At 28.7% G+C, this 25,524-nt stretch carries 26 protein-coding genes; all 26 read left to right on the top strand.

The window, feature by feature from the left end; genetic code table 11:
• Nucleotides 1-258 precede the first annotated feature (258 nt).
• The gene (gene ftsZ / locus QK892_RS10380; protein WP_317273476.1) at nucleotides 259-1,383 is read left to right on the top strand and encodes a cell division protein FtsZ; all 1,125 of its coding nucleotides are present in this window, start codon (nucleotides 259-261) and stop codon (nucleotides 1,381-1,383) included.
• Nucleotides 1,384-1,608: 225 nt separating this feature from the next.
• On the top strand, nucleotides 1,609-2,406 hold the full coding sequence (locus tag QK892_RS10375) for a sigma-E processing peptidase SpoIIGA (protein ID WP_317273475.1): 798 nt from the start codon (nucleotides 1,609-1,611) through the stop codon (nucleotides 2,404-2,406).
• Nucleotides 2,407-2,408: 2 nt separating this feature from the next.
• The gene (gene sigE, locus QK892_RS10370; RefSeq protein ID WP_317273474.1) at nucleotides 2,409-3,116 is read left to right on the top strand and encodes an RNA polymerase sporulation sigma factor SigE; all 708 of its coding nucleotides are present in this window, start codon (nucleotides 2,409-2,411) and stop codon (nucleotides 3,114-3,116) included.
• Nucleotides 3,117-3,196: 80 nt separating this feature from the next.
• Nucleotides 3,197-3,970, top strand: a complete 774-nt coding sequence (gene sigG / locus QK892_RS10365; RefSeq protein WP_317273479.1) for an RNA polymerase sporulation sigma factor SigG — start codon at nucleotides 3,197-3,199, stop codon at nucleotides 3,968-3,970.
• 65 nt (nucleotides 3,971-4,035) lie between these two features.
• Nucleotides 4,036-4,338 (top strand): YlmC/YmxH family sporulation protein, encoded by a 303-nt coding sequence (locus tag QK892_RS10360; protein ID WP_317273473.1) that lies wholly within the window; start codon nucleotides 4,036-4,038, stop codon nucleotides 4,336-4,338.
• 85 nt (nucleotides 4,339-4,423) lie between these two features.
• On the top strand, nucleotides 4,424-4,879 hold the full coding sequence (gene nrdR, locus QK892_RS10355; RefSeq protein ID WP_317273472.1) for a transcriptional regulator NrdR: 456 nt from the start codon (nucleotides 4,424-4,426) through the stop codon (nucleotides 4,877-4,879).
• A 183-nt stretch (nucleotides 4,880-5,062) separates the two neighbouring features.
• Entirely contained in the window at nucleotides 5,063-5,800 is a 738-nt protein-coding gene (pgeF, locus tag QK892_RS10350; protein WP_317273471.1) for a peptidoglycan editing factor PgeF, read from the top strand.
• 11 nt (nucleotides 5,801-5,811) lie between these two features.
• The gene (locus tag QK892_RS10345) at nucleotides 5,812-6,510 is read left to right on the top strand and encodes a response regulator transcription factor (RefSeq protein ID WP_317273470.1); all 699 of its coding nucleotides are present in this window, start codon (nucleotides 5,812-5,814) and stop codon (nucleotides 6,508-6,510) included.
• Between the two features lie 2 nt (nucleotides 6,511-6,512).
• The gene (locus QK892_RS10340; protein WP_317273469.1) at nucleotides 6,513-8,210 is read left to right on the top strand and encodes a sensor histidine kinase; all 1,698 of its coding nucleotides are present in this window, start codon (nucleotides 6,513-6,515) and stop codon (nucleotides 8,208-8,210) included.
• A gap of 210 nt (nucleotides 8,211-8,420) precedes the next feature.
• Nucleotides 8,421-9,278 carry a phosphate ABC transporter substrate-binding protein gene (locus tag QK892_RS10335; protein WP_317273468.1) on the top strand — a complete coding sequence of 286 codons (858 nt, stop codon included), beginning with the start codon at nucleotides 8,421-8,423 and terminating at the stop codon, nucleotides 9,276-9,278.
• A 57-nt stretch (nucleotides 9,279-9,335) separates the two neighbouring features.
• Nucleotides 9,336-10,223, top strand: a complete 888-nt coding sequence (pstC, locus tag QK892_RS10330) for a phosphate ABC transporter permease subunit PstC (protein ID WP_317273467.1) — start codon at nucleotides 9,336-9,338, stop codon at nucleotides 10,221-10,223.
• Nucleotides 10,224-10,225: 2 nt separating this feature from the next.
• The gene (pstA, locus tag QK892_RS10325; protein WP_317273466.1) at nucleotides 10,226-11,050 is read left to right on the top strand and encodes a phosphate ABC transporter permease PstA; all 825 of its coding nucleotides are present in this window, start codon (nucleotides 10,226-10,228) and stop codon (nucleotides 11,048-11,050) included.
• A gap of 25 nt (nucleotides 11,051-11,075) precedes the next feature.
• Nucleotides 11,076-11,840 (top strand): phosphate ABC transporter ATP-binding protein PstB, encoded by a 765-nt coding sequence (gene pstB / locus QK892_RS10320; protein ID WP_394855021.1) that lies wholly within the window; start codon nucleotides 11,076-11,078, stop codon nucleotides 11,838-11,840.
• A 22-nt stretch (nucleotides 11,841-11,862) separates the two neighbouring features.
• The gene (phoU, locus tag QK892_RS10315; protein ID WP_317273465.1) at nucleotides 11,863-12,519 is read left to right on the top strand and encodes a phosphate signaling complex protein PhoU; all 657 of its coding nucleotides are present in this window, start codon (nucleotides 11,863-11,865) and stop codon (nucleotides 12,517-12,519) included.
• Between the two features lie 228 nt (nucleotides 12,520-12,747).
• Nucleotides 12,748-14,079 (top strand): DUF512 domain-containing protein, encoded by a 1,332-nt coding sequence (locus tag QK892_RS10310; protein ID WP_317273464.1) that lies wholly within the window; start codon nucleotides 12,748-12,750, stop codon nucleotides 14,077-14,079.
• A 2-nt stretch (nucleotides 14,080-14,081) separates the two neighbouring features.
• Complete coding sequence (der, locus tag QK892_RS10305; RefSeq protein WP_317273463.1) at nucleotides 14,082-15,398, top strand: ribosome biogenesis GTPase Der; 1,317 nt, start codon at nucleotides 14,082-14,084, stop codon at nucleotides 15,396-15,398.
• A gap of 3 nt (nucleotides 15,399-15,401) precedes the next feature.
• Complete coding sequence (locus QK892_RS10300) at nucleotides 15,402-16,397, top strand: NAD(P)H-dependent glycerol-3-phosphate dehydrogenase (protein ID WP_317273462.1); 996 nt, start codon at nucleotides 15,402-15,404, stop codon at nucleotides 16,395-16,397.
• A gap of 163 nt (nucleotides 16,398-16,560) precedes the next feature.
• A complete protein-coding gene (gene spoIVA / locus QK892_RS10295; protein ID WP_317273461.1) occupies nucleotides 16,561-18,039 on the top strand; it encodes a stage IV sporulation protein A in 1,479 nt (492 codons plus the stop codon).
• A gap of 134 nt (nucleotides 18,040-18,173) precedes the next feature.
• Nucleotides 18,174-18,569: a PBECR3 domain-containing polyvalent protein gene (locus QK892_RS10290; protein WP_317273460.1), complete on the top strand. Its 396-nt coding sequence runs from the start codon at nucleotides 18,174-18,176 to the stop codon at nucleotides 18,567-18,569.
• A gap of 313 nt (nucleotides 18,570-18,882) precedes the next feature.
• Nucleotides 18,883-19,875 (top strand): asparaginase, encoded by a 993-nt coding sequence (locus QK892_RS10285; protein ID WP_317273459.1) that lies wholly within the window; start codon nucleotides 18,883-18,885, stop codon nucleotides 19,873-19,875.
• Nucleotides 19,876-20,060: 185 nt separating this feature from the next.
• Nucleotides 20,061-20,942 carry a YicC/YloC family endoribonuclease gene (locus QK892_RS10280; protein WP_317273458.1) on the top strand — a complete coding sequence of 294 codons (882 nt, stop codon included), beginning with the start codon at nucleotides 20,061-20,063 and terminating at the stop codon, nucleotides 20,940-20,942.
• A 14-nt stretch (nucleotides 20,943-20,956) separates the two neighbouring features.
• A complete protein-coding gene (gene remA, locus QK892_RS10275) occupies nucleotides 20,957-21,226 on the top strand; it encodes an extracellular matrix/biofilm regulator RemA (RefSeq protein WP_042396960.1) in 270 nt (89 codons plus the stop codon).
• Nucleotides 21,226-21,864, top strand: coding sequence for a guanylate kinase (gene gmk / locus QK892_RS10270; protein WP_317273457.1), 639 nt, complete (start codon nucleotides 21,226-21,228; stop codon nucleotides 21,862-21,864). Before remA ends, gmk begins: the two co-directional genes overlap by 1 nt.
• Nucleotides 21,845-22,069, top strand: coding sequence for a DNA-directed RNA polymerase subunit omega (gene rpoZ / locus QK892_RS10265; protein WP_317273456.1), 225 nt, complete (start codon nucleotides 21,845-21,847; stop codon nucleotides 22,067-22,069). Before gmk ends, rpoZ begins: the two co-directional genes overlap by 20 nt.
• Nucleotides 22,070-23,269, top strand: a complete 1,200-nt coding sequence (gene coaBC, locus QK892_RS10260) for a bifunctional phosphopantothenoylcysteine decarboxylase/phosphopantothenate--cysteine ligase CoaBC (RefSeq protein ID WP_317273455.1) — start codon at nucleotides 22,070-22,072, stop codon at nucleotides 23,267-23,269.
• A 54-nt stretch (nucleotides 23,270-23,323) separates the two neighbouring features.
• The gene (priA, locus tag QK892_RS10255) at nucleotides 23,324-25,522 is read left to right on the top strand and encodes a primosomal protein N' (protein WP_394855020.1); all 2,199 of its coding nucleotides are present in this window, start codon (nucleotides 23,324-23,326) and stop codon (nucleotides 25,520-25,522) included.
• The last annotated feature ends 2 nt before the right edge of the window (nucleotides 25,523-25,524 follow it).

Below are 25,524 nucleotides of genomic sequence, written 5' to 3'. Positions count from 1 at the left end.
TTACATAATTTTTGAAATGTTGTAAAATTTAGTTTATACAGAATGTAAAAATTCAAAAAAATACAAAAGTTTACTTTATATAACAAAAATTTTAAATATTTGATTATTAAAGTATTGTTAAAATGGTATAATATGATGTAAAATTAATGTATAAGTAGTTATATAGTTAGTGAATTTGAGATTATTTAAATTGTTTAATTATGAAAAGAAACAAAGTAGAAAAATTACTAGTAGTTATTTTCTAAAGGAGGAATTATTTTGTTAGATTTCGAAGTAGATATGCAAGAATTAACCAATATTAAGGTAATTGGTTGCGGAGGCGGCGGTGGTAATGCCGTAAATAGAATGATCGCTGAAGGACTTAAAAATGTTGAATTTATCGCTGTTAATACAGATAAGCAAGCTTTAATGTTATCACATGCTAATGTGAAAATACAAATTGGAGAAAAATTAACAAAAGGTCTTGGAGCAGGAGCTAATCCTGAGATTGGAAAAAAGGCCGCTGAAGAAAGTAGAGAAGAAATAGCTGAATCAATTAAAGGAGCTAACATGGTATTCATAACTGCTGGTATGGGAGGCGGAACTGGTACTGGAGCAGCACCTATAGTTGCTGAAATAGCAAAGTCTATGAATATATTAACTGTTGGAGTAGTGACTAAACCATTCCCATTTGAAGGGAAAAGAAGAATGAGACATGCGGAAATGGGGATTGAAAACCTTATGAAAGCAGTCGATACTTTAGTTATAATACCAAATGAAAAATTATTAAGTATGGCTGATAAGAAAACAACTTTATTAGATTCATTTAAATTAGCTGATGAAGTATTAAGACAAGGGGTTCAAGCTATATCAGATCTTATTACAATTCCTGGAGTTGTTAATGCTGACTTTGCTGACATAGAAACTGTTATGTTAAATAAGGGATTAGCTCATATGGGAGTTGGTAATGGAACAGGAGATAATAAGGCACAAGATGCTGTTAAACAAGCAATTTCATCTCCGCTTTTAGAGACTTCAATTGATGGAGCTACAGGAGTTATTATAAACTTTACTGGTGGCGTAGATCTAGGTGCAATAGAAGTATATGAAGCAGCTGACATAGTTAGGGAAGCAGCTGATCCAGATGCTAATATAATATTCGGTGCTGTTATTGATGAAACATTAACAGATGAAATTAGAATAACAGTAATTGCTACAGGATTTGAAGAAGATAATAATAGATTATTAAATCGTGAACCTATTTTTGAAAAGAAAATAGTTAAAGAAGAAAAAGAAAAAGAAAATGAAAAAGTAACTACAGAAACAACAACTAGAGTAGACCCACTTTTAGATATTGAAACTGAGAGTGTAAATATTCCAAGTTTTTTAAGATCAAGAAAATAGTTAATTAAAGTATTGAAGACCAAGAATACAAATTTCTTGGTCTTTTTTTTATTTTAAAACATATTAATAATTATATTACAAAACTTTGTTAGTTTTTATGTAAAAACTTTAATAACTGTAATTAAATGTAGTAAATTACAGATTAAAATTAAAAAAACAGTTTGTTATTATGACAAAATTTTGAAATGAAACAGTTTATAATTTAAATACAAAGGGGGAAGGTAAATGGTTATATACATAGATATACTTTTAATTGAAAATTTTATAATTAATCTATTTTTATTGTTAATTGCATTAAAAGTTCTAGGATATAAGTATTATAAGACAGTTTATCTAGCAGCAATCCTTGGTGCATTGTACACACTTGTTTTGTTTATGGATAATAAGATATTAGTTTCTTTACCCTTTAAGCTTATTGTAATTTTATTAATGATTATGATTAGTACAAAAAATACAAATTTACTTAAAGTAATAAAATCATCAACTACATTCATTATATTAGCATTTACTCTATGTGGTATTACTTTTTCATTTTCTATGATTGAAAATTATTATAGTTTTTTTGAAGATTATTCGATTGATAATTATTCAATTAAATATTTATTACTATCATTAATGTCATTTTATATAGTCATAGTTAGAGTAATTGACTATTTGAAAGATAGGACATTAGTTCAAAATTTTCTTTATGATATAGAAATTTCAAATGAACAGAAATCTATTTTAATTAAAGGACTATTAGATACGGGCAATGGCCTTAGGGAGCCTGTAACAAATTTGCCATGTATAATAATTGAGGGAGATTTTCTTAAGGAATTTAATATAAAGAGTGATGAAGAATTTTCGATACCATACAGTACAATAGGTGAATATGGAAATCTTAGAGGATTTAAATCTAAGAAAGTAAGAATTAGAGGTGAAGATAAAGAATGGAAAGATGTAGAGGTTATAGTTTGTAAATGTAAAAATAAACTAAGCAAAGAAAATGAGTTCAATGCATTATTATCAAGAGGAGTAGTATAGTTATGATAAAAATAAAGGTACTGATAAATAGAATTTTAGTAAAATTAAAGATTTTGAAAAGTGATGTACACTATGTTGGTGGAAGTGAAGCATTACCACCACCATTGAAAAAAGATGAGGAAGAGGAATTAGTAGATAAATTAATACATGGGGATGAGACAATAAGAGATATTCTTATTGAAAGAAACTTAAGATTAGTTGTGTATATTGCAAGAAAATTTGAAAATACTGGGGTTGGAGTAGAGGATTTAATCTCTGTAGGTACAATAGGATTAATAAAGGCTGTAAACACTTTTAATCCAGAGAAAAAGATAAAACTTGCAACTTATGCATCAAGATGTATAGAAAATGAAATTTTGATGTATTTAAGAAGAAATAGCAAAGTAAAGGCTGAAATTTCATTTTATGAGCCATTAAATATCGATTGGGATGGTAATGAACTTTTATTATCAGATATTTTAGGGACTGAAAATGATATAGTCTATAATTTGATAGAAGATGAAATTGATAAAGAATTATTATTTTTAGCACTTAAACATTTAAATGATAGAGAAAAAGAAATTGTTAGGTTAAGATTTGGGTTAAATGGAACTAGAGAAAAGACCCAGAAGGAAGTGGCTGACATGCTTGGGATATCTCAATCATATATTTCAAGACTCGAAAAGAAAATTATTAATAGATTAAAAAAAGAAATCAATAAGATGATTTAGTTTGTCTTTAGTATAAAACATATCAGTCTCGGGGATACTTTTTAATGCAGTATGATATTACTTCCGAAGGGGTTGATAACTTGATTATTAATAAGGTAGAAATCTGTGGGGTTAATACTTCAAAACTACCTATCTTAAAAGAAAAAGAAAAAAGAGAATTACTATTAAGAATGAGAGATGGGGATAAAAGTGCAAGAGAAACCTTTATAAAGGGTAATTTAAGATTAGTTTTAAGTGTAATTCAAAGGTTTAATAATAGGGGAGAAAATGTAGATGATTTATTCCAAGTAGGATGTATAGGCTTAATGAAGTCCATAGATAACTTCGATTTAGGCCAAAATGTTAAATTTTCAACCTACGCGGTTCCTATGATAATTGGTGAAATTAGAAGATATTTAAGAGATAACAATTCTATAAGAGTAAGTAGATCTTTAAGAGATATAGCATATAAAGCGTTATTGGTAAGAGATAGGTTAATAAAAGAAAATAATAAAGAACCTACAGTTTCACAAATTGCGAAAGAATTAAATTTACCTAGAGAAGAAGTTGTATTTGCTTTAGATGCTATTCAAGATCCAGTATCTTTATATGAGCCAATATATCATGATGGTGGAGATGCAATTTATGTTATGGATCAGTTAAGTGATTCTAAAAATACGGATGAAAGTTGGCTAGAAAATATATCTATTAAAGAAGCTATGAAAAAATTAAATGATAGAGAAAAACTTATATTAACTTTGAGATTCTTTAATGGTAGAACTCAAATGGAAGTAGCTGATGAAATAGGAATATCTCAAGCTCAAGTATCAAGACTAGAAAAAACTGCGTTAAAACACATGAGAAAATATGTATAGAGCTCTAAAAGAGCTCTATAAAAATATATAAATGTGTACATGCTTTATAAAAATAGGAGGTTTTTATGGGATTTTTTGATAATATTAAAATGGAAGAAGAAAGACCAATTGATGAAAATGAATTGTTATTACATTCATTAAATGCGCTTAGAACAATGGAGGTAATAGATATAAAGACTGGTAGCAAGATAGGATATATTAAGGATTTTGTAATAGACATTAAAGAAAGTAAAGTGATTTCTATATTATTACCTGGTATGGCTAAGGGATGGTTTGCAAAAGACGAAGATATCGAAATCCCTTGGAGTAAGGTGAAAAAGGCAGGAATAGAAGTGATATTAGTTGATAGTAGTGATATAGAAGTCTAAATTTATAAAAAGTTATAGAAATAATAGTGAGAAATATGTATAATTTAAATTAGGCATAAAGTAACTTAAGAAAGGCGTGAAATAGATGAGATGTCCCTTTTGCTCATTTGAGGAAAGTAAGGTTGTAGATTCTAGGTCAACAGATGATAATACAACAATTAGAAGAAGAAGAGAATGTTTAAAATGTAATAAGAGATATACTACATATGAAAAAGTTGAAGACATTCCAATTTTAGTTGTTAAAAGAGATTCAACTAGAGAAAATTTTAATAAGGAAAAAATTATAAATGGACTTATTAGAGCATGTCAAAAGAGACCTGTATCTAGACAGCAAATCGAAGATTTAGCAGAAGATATTGAAAAGTCAATTTCTAATAAAATGATAACAGAAGTGAATTCCAAGGCTATTGGAGAAATGGTAATGGATAGACTAAAGAGTGTAGATGAAATATCATATGTTAGATTTGCTTCAGTTTATAGAGAGTTTAAAGATATAAATACATTTTTAGAAGAGATAAAAAGTTTAGTTTCAAAAAAGTAAAAGGCTGTAATAAAATGATTTTTATCATTTTAACAGCTTTTTTTATTTTAATTATAAAAATTAAATAATTATACTTATTTTAAGTTAAAAATCGGTTAAAATTAATCAATAGTGTTTTGAAAAAATAGAAAAACACATTAATAAATGATAAAATATATTAAAATAGTTAAATGAGGTGGCTAGATGATAAGCTTATATGAAAAAGATTTTAATAATAAAAAAGATTTTCTTATATATAAATTAGGGAAAATTAATATAGCTTTTTCAACAGCAGTTGAGGATAGAAGCTTTAATAGACATAAAGATTTTGGGATAGAAAATTTAAATAGTATAGTTAAAGATTTTAATTTAGATAATATAGAATATTTAAATCAAATTCATAGTGATAAGATTCATGTTTATGATGATATTAGTGGAAGTATAAAAAATGAAGAGGGAGATGCTATAATTACAAAAGAAAAAAATACAGCAATCGGAGTTTTTACTGCAGATTGTGTACCTATAATCATAGCAGATATTAAAAATAATATTATAGCTTCCATTCATAGTGGTTGGAGAGGTACCTTTAATTCAATAGTATTAAAAACATTAGAGAAAATGGTAGATGAATTTAAAATAGATCTTAATGAAACAAAAGTTTTTATAGGGCCACATATAAGACAGTGTTGCTATGAAGTTTCTGAAGAATTAAAAGAATCTTTTGTTGAAAAGACAAAAATACAAGAAGACTTATTATTTAAAGGGAGAAACTTGAGTTTAGAAGAATGTATATTAAAGGATTTGAGAGAATTTGGAGTAAAAGAAAATAATATTTATTCTTTGAAACTATGCACTTACTGTGAAAATAATATTAAATTATATTCGTATAGAAAATCAGTAGGTACTTATGGAAGATTATTTTCATTTGCTTTTATTAAATAGGGGGGATACTAATGGCATCAGAAAAAATACTAGTAGTAGATGATGAGGATCATATTGTAGAACTAATCAGTTATAATTTAATTAGCTCAGGTTATAACGTTATTACAGCAAATAATGGAGTTGATGCTGTAAGATTATCAAAGGAAGAAAATCCAAGCTTGATTTTATTAGATCTTATGATTCCAGGATTAGATGGATATGATGTTTGTAAAGCTATAAGAAGTGATTCAAATACTAAGGATATCTCTATAATAATGTTAACTGCTAAAGGAGAAGAGTTAGATAAAATTTTAGGATTGGAACTTGGTGCAGATGATTATATTACAAAACCCTTTTCCATAAGAGAGCTTTTAGCTAGGATTAAGGCTATTCTTAGGCGAACTAAATCATCTGTTGATAATGAAGAATTATATAAATCAAGTGAAATGTCTATAAATTTTGAAAGAAGAGAAGTAAATATATTAGATAAGAAGATAGATTTAACGTTAAAAGAGTTTGAACTATTAGAGATATTAGTAAAAAATAGAGGCAAAATACTGACAAGAGAAACTCTATTAGATAAAATATGGGGATATGAGTATTATGGAGAAACAAGGACTGTTGATGTTCATATTAGATACTTAAGAAAGAAAATTGAATCTGATGATAAAAATCCAAAGTTTATAGAAACTATAAGAGGAGTAGGATATAGATTTAATCCTAATAATTAGATATGAAAAAAAGAATATTAGCATCATCATTGATAACTGTAATATTTGCATTAATAGTAGTAACTTCTTCTTTCATAGCATTACTAAATGTTAAAGAAATAGAAAAAACTAAAGAATCTCTAGCAATATATAATGATATAATCATTAAAAATAATGAATTTGATAATAATGCTTTAGAAGTATTTACTATCAATAAGTCTCAAGTTAGATTCACAATAGTTGATAAAGAAGGCAATGTTATAAAAGACTCACAAAATGATAACTTAGAGAACCATGCTGATAGAGAAGAGATAATTAGAGCTTTTGAAAAGGGACAATACTCTTTGACAAGATATAGTAATACTGAAGGGATTAATGTGATTTATTATGCAACAAAAATAAATGATAATATGGTAATTAGATCTTCAGTACCTATAAGTAATATAGAGATTATAAATGAAAGCTATATAAAGTATTATTTTATAATACTGTTCTTTGTTGTATTATTATCCATTGGGCTTTCTTTGAAACTTATTAAAGCAATTATCTATCCTTTAAAAGAATTAGAACTTGCAACAAATAAGATTGCTAATGGGGATTATAGTAGGAGAGTAAACATACATACTAATGATGAAATAGGATCTTTAGCAAATACTTTTAATAATATGGCAGAGCAGCTTAAAAGTAAGGTTATAGACTCCATAGATAAACAAAACAAACTAGAAGCAATACTAGAGAGTATGGAGAGTGGAGTAATAGCCGTAGATAATAAGCAAAATGTAATTCTTATTAATCCGTATGCTAAAAATTTATTTGGTATAAATAAAGATATTATAGGAGAAAAAATTTCAGAATGTATTGTTGATTATGATATAATTTCATTTATGAGAAGCATTCATGAAATTGAAACTAAGGAAATAAAATTAATGCACCCTATTCCTAGGGAACTTAGAATAAAAAAGGCTCCAATAATTAATTCTAAGAAAATACCTATAGGAGTAGTTGCAACAGTTTTAGATATAACTGATATTAAAAGATTAGAAAACATTAGAAGTCAATTTGTTGCAAATGTCTCACACGAATTAAAAACTCCATTAACTTCTATTAAAGGATTTGCAGAAACTTTAAAATATGTTGAAGACAGTAATACTAGAAATAAGTTTTTAGATATTATAGACAAGGAAGCAGAAAGATTAACAACCTTAATAAACGATATACTAATTTTATCTAATATAGAAAATAATAATAAAATGAAAGAGGATAAATTTAATCCTTCTGAAGTTATTGAAGAAGTAATTGATATGTTTGTTAATCATGTAAACAATAAAGAAGTTAAGATATTCTTTGAGAATAATGGTAGTAAAGAACTTATTGGAGATAGAGATAAATTCTATCAAATGATGTTAAATTTAGTGGAAAATGCAATAAAATATTCAAATAAAGAGTCAAAAATAAATATAAGGACTTATAGAAATAAATATTATGAGTATATAGAAGTTGAAGATAATGGAATTGGAATACCATCAGAAGACTTACCTAGAATCTTTGAAAGATTTTATAGAGTAGACAAATCCCGTGCAAAAGGTGGGACAGGTCTTGGATTAGCAATAGTAAAACATATTGTTAAAATGTTTAATGGTGAAATATACGTAGATTCAATTATTAATGAAGGTACAAAGTTTACTATTAAAATTAGAAGAATCAAGAAAATTACTCAATAATGATTTATAGAGGTTGTGTTAAAAGAATTTTTTAATTTGCTTTTAACACACCTTTTTTTATTATTAAAAATAAATAATTGTTAAAATCTTTAACATAACTATAACTTTTCTTAACACACAACTAATATTTACTTAACTTTTAGGGATTAATATTAATATATAAGATATGTAATGGAATAAAAAGTTAATTGTTAATTTGGAGGAGAAATCATGAAGAGAAAGGGTTTAAACCTTATAGGAATAGCATTATTAGTCGGTATAGTAGGAGTAAGTACTGTTGGTTGTGGAAGTAATTTATCTGATAGAAATAGCAATGAAGAAAGCTCTAAAAAACAAGTAACGATATCAATTTCAGGATCAACATCTGTTGGACCTTTAATGGGGAAATTAGCGGAAAAATATGAAGAGGATAACGGAAATATTTCAATAGAAATAAATGAAGTAGGGTCATCAGCAGGAATAAAAGATGCCATAAATGGGGTATCAAATATAGGAATGTCTTCGAGAGAATTAAAATCAGAAGAAGCTTCTGAAGTAAAAGCAACAACAATAGCTTTTGATGGTATAGCTATAATAACAAATAAGAATAATCTAATAAAAAATATAACAATTGATCAAATTAAAGATATATATACAGGGAAAATAACAAATTGGAATCAAATTGAAGGTGGAAAGGATTGGCCAATAGTAGTAGTTTCAAGAGAAGAAGGTTCAGGGACTAGAGATGCATTTCAAGAAATAATAGGATATAAATCGGAAGAATTAGTAGCAGATGCATTAATAACAAATGGAACAGGATCAATCAAACAAACTGTAGTAGGTAATAAAAATGCAATAGGATTTGTATCTTTTGAGTACTTAGATGAAGAAGTAAATATTGTAAATGTAGAAAATATTGAGCCTAAGGCTGAACTCGTACAATCTGGAGAGTATAAAATTTCAAGACCATTTATCATAGTAAATAAAGAAGGAAGCCTAAGTGAAGAAGGTCAAAAGTTTATTGATTATATTTTAAATGAAGAAGGTCAAAGTATTGTTAAGGATAATAAAGCGATCCCAGTTAAATAATTGATTTGTTAAAAGTGAGTAAGATAAGCATTTGTACTTTTATAGGAGAGGATAAGAATGTTAAATGTTAATAGAAAAAATAATAATAAGTATATTATAGAAAGTATTTCAAAAGGGGTGTTTTTAGCAAGTGCTCTTATAGCGGTAATAAGCTTATTAGTAATTATAGGATTTGTCTTTTATAAAGGGTTAACTCCATTCATAAGCAAGGGATATTCATTTATTGACTTTTTTGTTGGTAGTAAATGGTTGCCTAGTACTGATACATATGGAGTTATGCCTATGATGATTGCATCTATATTAGCAACTATAGGATCTGTAATAATAGGTGTGCCTATAGGAATATTGACTGCTATATTTATAGCAGAAATTGCACCGAGAAGAGTTGGAAAATTTATTTCAGGTGCTGTTGAACTTCTAGCAGGGATTCCATCTGTTTTGTATGGTATATTTGGTCTAGCAGTAATAGTTCCATGGCTTATGAATACTTTCAATCTTCCTAAGGGACAAAGTCTCTTAGCAATAATAATAGTTTTATCGATTATGATGTTACCAACAATTGTAACAGTTTCAGAAACAGCAATTAGAGCAGTACCTAAATCATATAAAGAAGGATCATTAGCCCTAGGTGCTTCACATATAGAAACTACTTTTAAGGTTGTTGTTCCGGCAGCAAAATCAGGAATTTTAGCAGCCATAGTATTAGGTGTAGGTAGAGCGATTGGTGAAACCATGGCGATAATATTAGTAGCAGGAAACTCACCTATAATACCTAGTTCAATCACAGATTCAGTAAGACCACTTACTACTAATATAGCATTAGAAATGGGATATGCATTTGGAACTCATCAAGAAATGCTATTTGCGACAGGTGTGATATTATTCTTATTTATATTATTATTAAACTTAGTTTTAAGTAAACTTTCTAGTAAGGAAGGTAACTAGTTATGAGAAAATTTAAAGAAAATTTATTAAAAGCATTAGTATGGCTATCAGCTACAATTACAGTAGCAATATTAATATTCATATTAGGATTTATATTCTTAAAGGGATATAGATTAATAAATATAGATTTTATTACAAAGAATTATTCTGCATCAGGAGATGGTGGAATATTACCTATGATAGTGTCTACTTTATATACTGTATTTATTTCAATAATTATAGCAACTCCAATAGGAATATTAGCAGCTATTTATTTAACAGAATATGCGAAACAAGGAAAGATAGTTAAAATTATCAGATTTGCAACGGAAAGTTTATCGGGAATACCATCAATAGTCTATGGTTTATTCGGATCAATATTTTTTGTGGTTACATTAAAGCTTGGATATTCATTGCTTGCAGGATCCCTTACTGTTGCGATTATAATATTACCTGTAATTATTAGGACTACAGAAGAAGCTTTGAAGGCAGTTCCACCTTCATATAAGGAAGCATCATTAGGTCTTGGTGCTACTAGGTTCCAAACTCTCTATAAAGTGATAGTCCCTAGTGCTATACCAGGAATAATAGTTGGAACAATATTATCTGTTGGACGTGTAGTTGGTGAATCAGCAGCAATTTTATTAACAGCAGGTACAGTGGCAAAGATGCCAAAAGGAATAATGTCTAGTGCAAGAACTCTTACAGTTCAATCGTATTTAGTAACTCAAGAAGCTGGGGATATTGAGCAAGCAGCAGCAGTTGGAATAGTTTTAATAGTTATAATACTTTTATTAAATATAGGAGCAAAGGTAGTAAGTAAGAAGTTTAATAAGGCAAATTATTAATTTATAAATACTAAGAGGTGTGAGTATGTCAAGAGAAGAGATTAAAAAGATTCAAGTTAGAAATTTGAATTTATATTATGGAGATAATAAAGCTTTAAAAAATATAAATATAGATTTAGAAGAAAATAAGGTCACTGCCTTTATAGGACCATCAGGATGTGGAAAGTCTACCTTTCTCAGAACTATCAATAGAATGAATGATTTAATAGATAATGTAAAAATAGAAGGAGAAATCCTGGTTGATGGAGAAGATATATATAAAAGCAAAGATGTAATTGCATTAAGAACAAAAGTAGGGATGGTTTTCCAGAAACCAAATCCATTCCCAATGTCAATTTATGATAATATAGCATATGGGCCAAGACTACATGGTATAAAGGATAAAAAATCTTTAGATGAAATAGTTGAAAGAAGTCTAAAAGGTGCTGCACTTTGGGATGAAGTAAAAGATAGATTAAAGAAAAGTGCTTTAGGCTTATCGGGAGGACAGCAACAAAGGCTATGTATAGCAAGAACTATAGCAGTTTCTCCTGAAATAATATTAATGGATGAGCCGACATCTGCTCTTGATCCAATCTCTACTAATAAAATGGAAGAATTAATGGAAGAATTAAAAAAGAAGTATACAGTAATAATAGTAACTCATAATATGCAACAAGCAGGAAGAATTGCAGATAAGACAGCATTTTTCTTAAGTGGGGAAATAATTGAATATGGAGATACTGAGGATATTTTTTATAAACCTAAAGATAAGAGAACTGAAGATTATATTACTGGAAGATTTGGCTAAAATTATTAAGAGGTGATAAAAAATGATGAGAGAAGTAATGAGTAATAAGATAAAGTTGCTTAATTCAGAATTAATCGAAATGGCTAGTTTAGTTGAAAAGCAAATATATGAAAGTATGACTGCTTTAAAAAATCAAGATGTAGATTTAGCAAAAGAAGTTATGAAAAATGATGATAAAGTAGATGATCTTCAAAAAGTCATAGAAGAAAAATGCATAAAATTTATGGCTACTGAATCACCATTAGCAAGAGATTTAAGAAGTATTTATACAACATCTAAAATTGTAACTGATCTTGAAAGAATGGCAGATTATGCGGTTGATATATGTAAGATAGTTCCTAGAGTAAAGGGAGTAAATTTTTCGGATGAAATAGCGCCGATTTGGGAGCTAGTTGATATAGTTACTAATATGATAAAATTATCTATTGAAGCATATATAAACAGAGATGAGGATGCTGCTTATGAAATCTGCCGTATGGATGATAGGGTAGATGTAATTTATCAAGGGATGTTTAGTATAGTTTTAAAAAAATTGGGTAAAGAGGAATGTATGATAAATCAAGGGACTCAGATTCTTTTTGCATCAAAGTATTTGGAGAGAATAGGAGATCATGTAACTAATATTTGCGAATGGATAATATTCTCCAAAAAGGGTAATTATGTTGATTTAAATGAATAAATAAGTAATTGATTCTAAAAAACATCCTCTTTCAGGGGATGTTTTTTATTGACTATAATATATTAATAATGTAATATAACATAAAGTGATTATTAAAATTAGGCGGATTATGCTTAATTAAAAATGTTATAAATTTTTAAATTATTACTACAAAAATATAACTAGATTTTTATAAATATAAATTTTTGTCAATAATATAATATTGATAGATATTGAGGTGAAAAAAAAGTGAAGAATTTAATAAAAAAAGTTGATGTGGGCAGTATAGCTGAAGAAGTTGGTATTGAGGTTAATGATGTATTAATATCAATCAATGGAACTCCTATAGATGACATTATAGATTATAAATTTTTGGCCGTAGACGAAGATGTTGTTCTTGAGATTGAAAAATCAGACGGAGAAATATGGGAATATGAAATTGAAAAAGAGTATGGTGAAGACTTAGGGCTGGAATTCCAAGGTGGAATAATGGATAAGGCAAAGAGTTGTTCAAATAAATGTATGTTCTGTTTCATTGATCAAAATCCAAAAGGAATGAGAGATACCTTATATTTTAAAGATGATGATTCAAGACTGTCATTTTTACAAGGAAACTTTGTAACTTTAACTAATATGAAGGATGAAGATATAGATAGAATAATAAGATATAAGATTAGTCCTATTAATATTTCAGTACATACCACGAATCCTGATCTTAGAATTAAAATGCTGAAAAATAGATTTGCTGGAGCTATTTTGGAAAGGCTAAAAAAACTAAGAGATGCAGAAATTCAAATGCATGCTCAAGTTGTATGTATACCTAATATAAATAATGGTGAGGAACTAAGAAAAACAGTAAGTGATTTATATGAATTATATCCTTATGTAAAAAATGTTGCAGTAGTTCCAGTAGGAGTTACTAAATTTAGAGAAAATTTACCTAAGCTAGATACATTTACAGAAGAATCAGCAAAAAATGAAATAATGATGATTCAAGATTTACAAAAGAAGTATATTGACGAAACTGGTGCTCCATTTGTAAGACTTTCAGATGAGTTTTATATAACTGCCGGAATAGATGTTCCAAATGAAGAATTTTACTCAGAATATGATCAATTAGAAGATGGAGTAGGAATGATAAGATACTATAGAGAAGTAATTAATAGATCTTTAGAGTTTTTAAATAAAGATTTAAAAGGAAGTTTTTCTATGGTAACAGGAGAGTTAGCTTACAATGACATTAAAAGATCAGCAGACCTTATAATGAAGCATAATTCTAACATCAAAATAGATGTATATAAGGTTATTAACAACTTCTTTGGAAATACTATAACAGTAGCAGGGCTTTTAACGGGTACTGATATAATAGATCAGCTAAAAGGTAAGATAAAAACAGAGTATTTAATTATGCCAAGTAACATGTTTAGAAAGGGCTATGAATTAGCCCCAGCTGATATGGTTATGTTAGATGACTTAAAAATTAATGACATAGAAGAAGCTTTAAATGTTAAGGTTGTAGTTTGTGATTATACAGGTGATGACCTTATTGATTTAATAAATGCAAATTGTAAGGAGGACTAATAATGGGAAAACCAATAGTTGCAATAGTTGGAAGGCCAAATGTAGGGAAATCTACTTTATTTAATAAATTAGCAGGACAGAGAATATCTATAGTTCAAGATACGCCAGGCGTAACTAGAGACAGGGTATATGCTCAAGCTGAATGGTTAAATTATAATTTCACTATGATAGATACAGGGGGTATTGAACCTGAAAGAGAAGATATAATAGTAAAACAGATGAGAAGGCAGGCTAACATTGCTATAGAAACAGCAGATGTAATAGTTTTTGTTGTTGATGGAAAAGAGGGGTTAACTCCTGCAGACCACGAAGTAGCAAGTATGCTTAGAAAAAGTAAAAAAGAAGTTGTGTTAGTAGTAAATAAGGTTGATTCTTTAAAAGAAGAAGATAATGCTTGGGAATTTTATAACTTAGGCATAGGTGATCCAATAACTATATCAGCAGCGCAAGGATTAGGTCTTGGAGATATGCTTGATAGAGTAGTAGAGAACTTTGATAAGTTTAATGACGAAGATGAAGAAGATGAGTTTATTAGAATAGCTATGATAGGTAAACCTAACGTAGGAAAATCCTCTTTAATTAATAGATTGCTTGGAGAGGAAAGATTAATTGTTTCCAATATTCCAGGAACAACAAGAGATTCTATAGATAGCGCTTTAGAAACTGATATAGGTAAATTTATATTAGTGGATACAGCTGGAATTAGAAGAAAGAGTAAAGTTAAAGAAGAAATAGAAAGATATTCTGTAATAAGAACATATGCTGCTATAGAGAGAGCAGATGTATGTATATTAATGATAGATGCAACTGAAGGCGTAACTGAACAAGATGAAAAAATAATTGGATACGCTCATGAAATGAATAAGGCTATTATGGTTATAGTTAATAAATGGGACCTAATAGAAAAAGATGATAAAACAATGCAAAGATATAAAGAAGACTTAGAAATGAAGCTTAAATTCTTAAAGTATGCTAAATACTTATTTATATCTGCAAAGACAGGTCAAAGAACACATAAAGTATTAGAAATAGCAAAAGAATGTTATGATAATTATTCAAAGAGAATTCCAACTGGAATACTAAATGAAGTAATAAGTAAAGCTGTGTTAATGAAGGAACCACCAATAGTTAGTCTTAAGAGATTGAAGATTTACTATGCAACTCAAGTGGCAGCAAAACCACCTAAATTTATATTCTTCGTGAATGATTCAAATGCAAGACATTTTTCTTATGAGAGATATCTTGAAAATCAATTAAGAGATAGTTTTGATTTTAGTGGTACTGGTCTTCAAATAGAATATAGGGAAAGGAAGGAATAATTTATGAGTAATGTGGCTTTTTTAGGCGGAGGTAGCTTCGGTACTGCCTTAGGAATATTATTAGCTAATAAGGGAAATAAAGTTAGCATATATGATAGGGATAAGTCTGTAGTAGATGATATAAATATTAATAGAAAAAATGATAAATATATTAAGGAACTAAAAATACCTAAAAATGTCACCGCTTATAATGATTTGGATGATTCATTAATTAATGTTAACTTTGTAATTTTAGCTGTACCTTCGCATGTAATAAGGACAGCAGCAAAATCTTTAAAAGGTAAGATTGATAAAGATGTTGTTATTATAAGCATAGCAAAAGGAATAGAAGAAGGAAGTAATTTAAGATTATCACAAGTTATACAAGAAGAATTACCAGATAATAAAGTTGTAATTCTATCTGGGCCAAGTCATGCTGAAGAGGTTGCGTTCGATATTCCAACAACTGTTGTAGTTTCATCTAAAGATGAGAATGCCACTAGAGAAGTGCAAGATTTATTTATAGATAAGAACTTTAGAGTTTATACTAATGACGATTTAGTAGGTGTTGAAATAGGTGGCGCAGTTAAAAATATTATTGCGTTGGCAGCAGGAGTTTGTGATGGAATAGGTTATGGAGATAATTCTAAAGCAGCCCTAATGACAAGAGGAATGGCAGAGATAGTAAGAGTTGGTATAAAACTAGGTGGTAGGCCAGAAACTTTCCTTGGGCTTACTGGAATGGGAGATTTAATAGTAACATGTACTAGTCTTCATTCAAGAAATAGAAGAGCTGGATTCTTAATTGGTAGCGGAGAATCTGTAGATGAAGCTATTAAAGATGTAGGAATGGTAGTTGAAGGAATTAAGGCTTGTAGGGCTTTTTATGAATTGAAAGAAAAACTTGATGTTGAGATGCCAATTACTGATATCTTATATAAAATACTTTTTAATAACAAGAATCCTAAAGATGCAGTTGTAGAACTTATGGAGAGAGAAAAGAAAAATGAAATATATTAAAATTAATATGAGGAAAGCATAATGCTTTTCTCATTTTTTATTGTAATATATTTGTACTCTAAATAATATAGTACTATATATAAGTAAAAAGTGGAAAAAGTTGTATATTTTTTAAACTTTTAGAATATATATATAGTGTTAAAAATAAATAGGAGGGTACACCATGGACAGCTTTAATATATACAAAGATATAGCTGAAAGAACACAGGGGGATATTTATGTAGGTGTTGTTGGCCCAGTTAGAACTGGAAAGTCAACATTTATTAAAAAATTTATGGACCTTATGGTAATACCAAAGATTGAAAACAATTTTAAGAAGGAAAGAGCAAAAGATGAGTTGCCTCAAAGTGGTTCTGGTAAAAGCATTCATACAACAGAACCAAAATTTGTTCCAAATGAGGCTGTTGAAATAACAATTGATGAAGATATAAAATTTAAGGTTAGAATGGTAGATTGTGTTGGTTATATTGTAAAAGCTGCAGTAGGGTATCTAGATGGAGAAGAAGCTAAAATGGTAAATACTCCATGGTATGAATATGAGATACCTTTTGAAGATGCAGCAGAGATAGGAACTAGGAAGGTTATCACTGATCATTCTACCATAGGGCTTGTAATTACAACAGATGGAAGTATAACCGGAATTGAAAGAGATGAGTACTTAGAGGCAGAGGAAAGAGTCATAGATGAATTAAAGGCAATAAAAAAGCCTTTTATAGTTGTACTTAACACTAAACATATAAATTCTCCTGAGACTAGAACTCTAAAGAAGGAGTTAGAAGATAAATATGATGTTACAGTTCAGGTTATGGATGTAGCAAATATGAATGAAGATGACGTAGAAGATGTTTTTAAACATGTACTTAAGGAATTCCCGGTAAAAGAAATAGATATTGATATGCCATCTTGGATTGAGAAGCTAGAGCCAGATAATTGGCTTAAGAAAGATTTCTTTAATATTATTAAAAGAATGTGTGAAAATGTTAATAGAGTAAGAGACATTAAGTCATTTGTTAATCTATTAAAAGATGAAGAAAATTTAGCTCCAATTGAAATGAATACAGTAAAATTAGGTGAAGGAAAAGCTAATTTGAAATTAAAACCAAAGGATGGAATATTCTATAATATATTAAGTGAAATTTGCGATTTAGATGTTCAAAGTGAAAGTGATTTATTAGCCTTAATAAAAGAGCTTAATTTTGCTAAAAAGGAATATGATAAAGTTAAAGATGCGTTAATTGATGTTAGAGAAACTGGATATGGACTAGTTCCTCCACAACTTTCAGAAATGAAATTTGAAGAACCTGAAATGGTTAAGCAAGGCAACAGATTTGGTGTTAAACTAAAGGCATCAGCCCCATCATTACATTTTATTAAAGCAAATATTAGAACTGAGATTAGTCCAATCATGGGATCCGAAAGAGAGAGCGAAGAACTTGTAAAATCTTTAATGGAACAATTTGATAAAGATCCAGCATCATTATGGCAAAGTAATATGTTTGGGAAACCATTAGAAGTATTGATAAGAGAAGGGCTACAAAATAAGTTGTACAAAATGCCTGAAGATGTACAAGGTAAAATTCAGAAGACATTGCAAAAGATTATTAACGAGGGCAGTGGAGGCTTAATTTGTATCATACTATAATTTCTGGGGTTGGCTTAAAACCAACCTCTTTTTCCCCTTAGAATAAGTTGTAAATATATATAGGTATAATGAATAGTATACATAAAGAGCATTTTACAGCTAATATACACTATTTAGAATTGAGGGATAATATTATGGAAAATAGATTTTATACCTATAAAAGAGTAGGATATTTTAAAGAAAGAATGGCAGAAAATTTAGGGGTGAAATTTACAGGTACCATTTATGCGTCTCAAGGAGTAATTAAACATATTAAGAAGAAACATGGCAAACATTTAGGTAAAAAGATTACTAGCAATATTCTAGAATGTATGAAAGAAATAATTGAAAATCCTGATTATATAGGGGTATATAAACTTACAGATAATGGAATCCATATAGAGCTTATTAAAAAAGCTGAAACTAATATTTTAATAGGAATAGATATAAATGATAAAAGGGATTATATATATGTATCCACTATGTATCCAATAACTGATGGGAAAATATATAGTAGATTATTTAGCGGTAAATTAATTCAATGGCAATAATATAAATAAGTTGAAAGATTCATACAAGAAATATATAATGTAAAGGTAGATTTATGCTATAGGTTTGTTGAGGTGAGAAATGGCTCCTCACGCGCTGATAGTTCAGTAAAAAGAGATGTAGGATACGCCGCCCTACCAACAAATAATTTTACTTTAAACTTTTGGGAAACCAAGAGTTTTATTTTAGTTACATAAAATTAAGTAAATTAAAAGTAAACAAAGATAAATTAAATTGAGAAATGAAAAATTTATGTTATGTGAAGAAATTTTATATGACAGTATTATTATTTAATATAAACATTAGGAGGAAATTATGAAAAAAGTTGCAGTTGTATTTAATGGTGGAACTATATCTATGAAAGTAGATGAACGAATTAAAGCTGCTGTTCCAAGTTTAACTGGTGAAGAAATAATGGCTATGGTAACTGGTATTGAAAATTATGCTGAAGTTGAATCGTATAGTTTTTCTAGTAAACCTTCTCCTCATATGACAATAGAGAATATGTTAGAACTTAGCAAATTTATAAAGAAACTTATAGAACGAGAGGATATTCACGGTATAGTATTAACTCATGGAACAGATACATTGGAAGAAACAGCATATTTTTTAGACCTAACTATAGATACAGAGAAGGTTATAGTGGTTACTGGAGCCATGAGGAGTAGTTCTGAATTAGGATATGATGGACCTTTCAATTTAGCTACTTCTATTTGTACAGCAATTTCAGAAGATGCAAAGGGAAGAGGAGTATTAGTATGCTTTAATGGAGAGCTTAATTCAGCATCGGAAGTTACAAAGGTAAATTCAATGGCACTTAATGCATTTAAAACACCAAATTTTGGGCCTATAGGGATAGTTGATAATAATAAAGTTCTATTTTATAGAAAAACCATTAAGCATAGAGTATATAATGTGGAAAATATAAAAGATGATGTAGCATTGATAAAGTGTGTCGCAGGAATGGGATCTGATTTTATAGACTTTGCTATAGATAGAGGATATAAGGGATTGGTAATAGAAGCTTTAGGAAGAGGGAATGTTCCACCTACTATGGTAAAAGGAATTGAGAGAGCTATTAATAAAAATATTCCTGTAGTTGTTGTGTCTAGATGTTTCGAAGGAAGAGTGTATGAATCCTATGGTTATGATGGAGGAGGAAAGATGCTTAAAGATTTAGGTGTTTTCTTTGAAGAAAGTATGCCTGGGCAAAAAGCAAGAATTAAGCTAATAGTTGCTTTATCAAGTGAAAAAGCAATAGATATAAAAGATTCATTTGCAACAAAAGTTAATTTTGCGCGCGTTTAATACAAATTTATACGCATACATTCAAATAGATGTTATATTCTGTATTATTAATGGAGTATAACATTTTTATTTGAGTAAATGTTAACAATTTGTGAACAAATCATTGACATACATATTATAAATAAATTATATTAAGGTTATTCAAACTAGTATTAATAAAAATTTAGAAAACCGTGGAGGAATATATGGTTAAAAGTATGACTAGCTTTGGAAGGGCTAGTAATGATGAAGGAAGTAAACATTTGTTTTCGGTGGAAATGAAAAGCGTCAACAGTAGATATTTAGATGTTAATGTTAGGCTGCCAAAAAGTATTATCTCATTAGAGGAAGAAATAAGAAAACTAGTGAATTCAAAACTTTCTAGAGGTAAAGTAGATATATTTATTAATCAAAAAAGTTACTCTAAAGGAGAAGGGGTAGCAAAACTTAATTTAGGTCTAGCTCAGAGTTATTATAATTGTTTAAAAGAGATAGAAGAAAAAATTGGAGTTAAAAATGATATTACAGCTACTCAAATAGCGAGGTTTCCTGATGTTATTGATATCGTTGAAGAAGAAGATTCAATTGAAGAAATATGGGCATTAATAAAACCACTTATAATATCATCTTTAGATATGATGGATAATATGAGAGTGGTTGAAGGTGAAAAACTTAAAGAAGATATATTATATAAACTAGATGAAATAGAATCCATAGTTAAAAGCATAGAAGAAATTGCAGATGTAATACCAAACACATATAAGAAAAAATTAGAGATAAGACTTAAAGAGTTATTAGAAATGGTAGATATAGATGAAAATAGAATTGCACAAGAAGTTGCAATAATTTCAGATAAAGCTGCTGTTGATGAAGAAATTACAAGGTTAAAAAGTCATTTAAACCAAATAAGAATTACCTTTAATGAGGGTGGACAGATTGGAAGGAAACTTGACTTTATAATTCAAGAAATGAATAGAGAGGCAAATACTATAGCCTCTAAATCAAGTGATATGGATATGACTAATTATGTCATTAACATAAAAAATCTAATAGAAAAAATAAGAGAACAAGTGCAAAATATCGAGTAATCAGGAGGAAAGTAATGGGAATAAAATTAATTAATATTGGATTTGGAAATATAGTATCAGCTAATAGACTTGTTGCTATAGTAAGTCCGGAGTCAGCACCAATAAAAAGAATAATACAAGAAGCAAGAGATAGAGGTATGCTTATAGATGCAACATATGGAAGAAGAACTAGAGCTGTTATAATTACTGACAGTGATCACGTTATTCTATCAGCAGTTCAACCAGAAACTGTTGCACATAGATTAGTGGTGAAAGATGAAGCAGTAGATGAGGTTGACGAATAATGCAAGGTAATAGAGGTGTATTAATAGTTATTTCAGGTCCATCAGGAGCAGGAAAAGGAACTATTTGTAAAGCTTTATTAGAAAAGCATAATAATATTTATATATCTGTTTCTGCAACAACAAGGGCTCCTAGAGAAGGAGAGGTTGAGGGGATAAATTATTACTTTTTATCTAGAGAGGCTTTTGAAGAAAAAGTTAAGAAAAATGGTTTCTTAGAATATGCAAATGTTCATGGGAACTTCTATGGTACTCCAAAGGTAAACGTAGAAAAAATGTTAGATGAAGGAAAAGATGTTATCTTAGAAATAGATATACAAGGAGCATTACAAGTTAAAGAGAACTTTAAAGAAGGAGTTTTTATCTTTATACTTCCTCCATCAATGGAAGAATTAAAACAAAGAATAATTAAAAGAGGCAGTGAAACAGAAGAATCCTTAATGACTAGATTTAAAAATGCTTATAAGGAAATTAATTATGTTTCAAAATATAATTATGCTGTAGTTAATGATGAATTAGATATAGCAGTAGAAAAGGTAGAATCAATTATAGCAGCTGAAAAATGCAGAGTTGATAGAATAAAGGAAAATACAATATTAGATTCTAAGGAGGGCTTAATTCATGAACAACTCTATGATTAATCCATCAATTATGGATTTACTAAAAAAGGTAGACGACAGATATTCATTAGTAATTCTTACTTCAAAGAGAGCTAGACAAATAATTAATGGTAGTGAACCATTAGTGGCAACAAAATCAAAAAAACCACTTACTATAGCTATTAATGAAGTTAATGAAGGAGAAGTAGGTTATGAACCTGTTCCTGAAAAAGAGGGTTTTAAGTAAATGAATGAAAAAAAATGTGTGTGTATAGGAGTTAGCGGAGGAATTGCTGCTTATAAAGCATTAGATGTTGTAAGTGCACTAAGAAAGAAAGATATTGATGTAAGAGTAATTATGACAGAATCTGCAACAAAATTTGTTACACCATTACCATTTCAATCTCTTAGTCAAAATATGGTTGTGACAGATATGTTTGCAGAACCTAAGGCTTATGAGATTCAACATATTTCTTTAGCCAAAAGAGCCGATGTGTTTTTAGTGGCCCCTGCAACTGCTAATATTATTGGAAAGATTGCCAATGGAATAGCAGATGATATGTTATCCACAACTATCATGGCTACGCGAGCAAAGGTTATTTTTGCTCCAGCGATGAATACAAATATGTATGAGAATTCAATAGTTCAAAAAAATATTAATAAGCTAAAGGATCTTGGCTATGAATTTATAGAACCAGCTTCAGGTTTACTTGCTTGTGGAGATGAAGGAAAAGGAAAACTAGCAGATGTTAATACAATTATTGATAGTGTATTAGATGCATTAGAAAGTAAAGATATACCAAAAGATTTACTTGGTAAAAATGTTCTAATTAGTGCAGGACCTACTCATTCAAATATAGATCCTGTAAGATTTTTAACAAATAGATCTACTGGGAAGATGGGTTATTTCTTAGCAGAAGAAGCTAGGGATAGGGGAGCTAATGTTGTTTTAGTTTCAGGACCTACAAATTTAACTCCTCCACAGGGAATTAAGGTGATTAATATTACTACAAATGAAGAGATGAAAAATGCAATTTTAGATAATTATAAAAGTAGTGATATAGTAATTAAGTCTGCAGCTGTTGCTGATTATAAAATAAAAAATTATAGTAATAAAAAAATTAAAAAAGGCGATGAAGATTTAGTTTTAACATTTGTAAGAGATAATGATATATTAAAAATATTAGGTGAAAAAAAAGAACATCAAATATTAGTTGGTTTTGCAGCTGAAAGTAATGATGTTGTTGAAAATGCAAAGAAAAAGCTTATTAAAAAGAACTTAGATTTCATTGTGGCAAATGATATAACAAGTAGTGATACTGGATTTGCTAGTGATGATAATAAGGTTATTATCATTAGCAAGGATGGAGAAGAGATATATTTAGATAAGATGAGTAAAAGAAAAGTTGCATCAAAAATCTTTGAAACTATATTAAGAAAGCGCTAAAATGCGCTTTCTTTTATATAGAGTATAAAACAACCTAATAAAAGGGTGATGAATTTGAAAACATATGCAGAAATTGTTATTAATAGTGATGCGTTAGAGATAGATAGACCCTTTACTTATGAAGTTCCAGAAGAATTACAAAAAGAAATTCATATGGGACAATGGGTAAAGATACCTTTTGGTGCTAAAAATTCTATTGTAGATGGTTTTATATTATCTATAAAAGAAGATGAAATAGTTGGAATAAGAATTAAAAAGATTAAGGCTATAGCAAGAACAGAACCTGTATTAACTAAAGATGATATAAAATTAGTAGAATTTTTAAAAGTGAATTATTTATGTAAGTATATTGATGGAATTAGACTTCTTATTCCTCAAGGTGTACTAAAAGGAATTAATAATAAGTATAAGCTTGTAGTTGCTATGGGAGATATAGAAATACCAGAAGAAGTCACAATAAAGTATGAAGATGTTTTGAATTTTATCAGGCAAAATAATGGTAAATATAATAAGGCAGAATTAACTAAACAATATGGATTATCAATGTATAAAATAAATAAACTGATTAAAGAAGGCTATTTAAAAGTAGAGGAAGAAATAGTATACAGATATAATATTAGAGAATATATTGATTATAGAGAAAAAAAATTAACTGAAGATCAGATTATTGCGATTGATAAAATTGAAAAGTCATCGAAAAATGTAATTTTGTTAAAAGGTGTAACTGGATCAGGGAAAACAGAGATTTATATGCAACTTGTAAAGAGTGCAGTTAATAGTGGGAAATCATCTATAATTTTAGTACCAGAAATTTCTTTAACACCACAAATGATTGAAAGATTTAAAGGAAGATTTGGAAAAGAAGTAGCAGTTTTTCATAGTAAGCTTTCTGATGGGGAAAAGTATGATGAGTGGTATAGGGTTAAAGAAGGAAGGGCAAAGGTTGTAATAGGAGCTAGAAGCGCACTATTTTTGCCATTGCAAAACTTAGGTATAATTATAATAGATGAGGAACATGAAAATACGTATAAATCTGAACAAAATCCTAAATATGTTACTAGAGATGTTGCTGAATTTATAAGTGAAATTAAAGGGTGTAAAGTGATTTTAGGATCGGCAACACCATCAATAGAAACTTATTATAGGGCTATATCTGGAGAAATTGAACTCGTAGAATTAAATAGTCGTATTGATAATAAACCTATGCCTGAAATAGAAATAATAGATATGAGAGAAGAATTAAATAGTGGAAATATTTCTATGTTTAGTAAGAAGCTTTTTTTGGAAATGAAAGAAGCTCTCAGTAGAAAAGAACAGATTATTTTATTTTTAAATAGGAGAGGATTTTCTACCTTCGTATCTTGTAGAAGTTGTGGGTATGTTTTTAAATGTCCTAAATGTGATATCTCAATGACATTTCATAAGAATGGATACTTAGTGTGTCATTATTGTGGTCATGGAGAAAGACAATCAAAGATTTGCCCTAAATGTAAGAGTAAATATGTCAAACATTTTGGGGCTGGTACTGAAAGAGTTGAAGAAGAAGTAAGAAAGTATTTTAAAGATGTTAGAATATTAAGAATGGATATGGATACTACAAGACAAAAAAACTCACATGAAGCTATATATAATTCATTTAAAAATGGAGAAGCAGATATTTTAATAGGTACACAAATGATATCTAAAGGGTTAGATTTTGAAAATGTAACATTAGTGGGGATATTAGCTGCTGATATGTCATTAAATATGCCAGATTATCGTTCAGCAGAGAGAACCTTTCAAATTATAACTCAAGTTTCTGGTAGAGCAGGCAGAGGAGATAAGGAAGGAAAGGTAATTCTTCAAACTTATAATCCTAATCACTATAGTCTGAATTATGCAAAGAATCATGATTATAATGGTTTTTATAATGAGGAATTTACAACTAGAGGTTTGATGTATTATCCTCCTTTTGGTAGAATACTATTAATAAATGCTTCATCAAAAAATGAAAGAGCATTGAAATCTTTTATGAATTTATTGAGAGAAGAATTAAGTAAGATAAATGAAGATGAATTAAACATAGAAATGTTAGGGCCGGTTCCATGTATAATATCAAAAATAAAAGATAATTTTAGATGGCAAATAATATTTAAAGGAGATTTATCTTTAGATTTTTGTAAAAAAATTAAAGATAACCTTTATCAATTAAATAAGAATGTATATAATGAAATAAAAGTAACTATAGATATTAATCCAAATAGTTTGACTTAGGA

It is taken from the genome of Clostridium lamae (assembly GCF_033043255.1).
GTDB lineage: Bacteria > Bacillota > Clostridia > Clostridiales > Clostridiaceae > Clostridium > Clostridium lamae.
The sequence above is the reverse complement of the archived record's forward strand: the minus strand, read 5'-3'. Positions and strand labels throughout refer to the sequence as shown.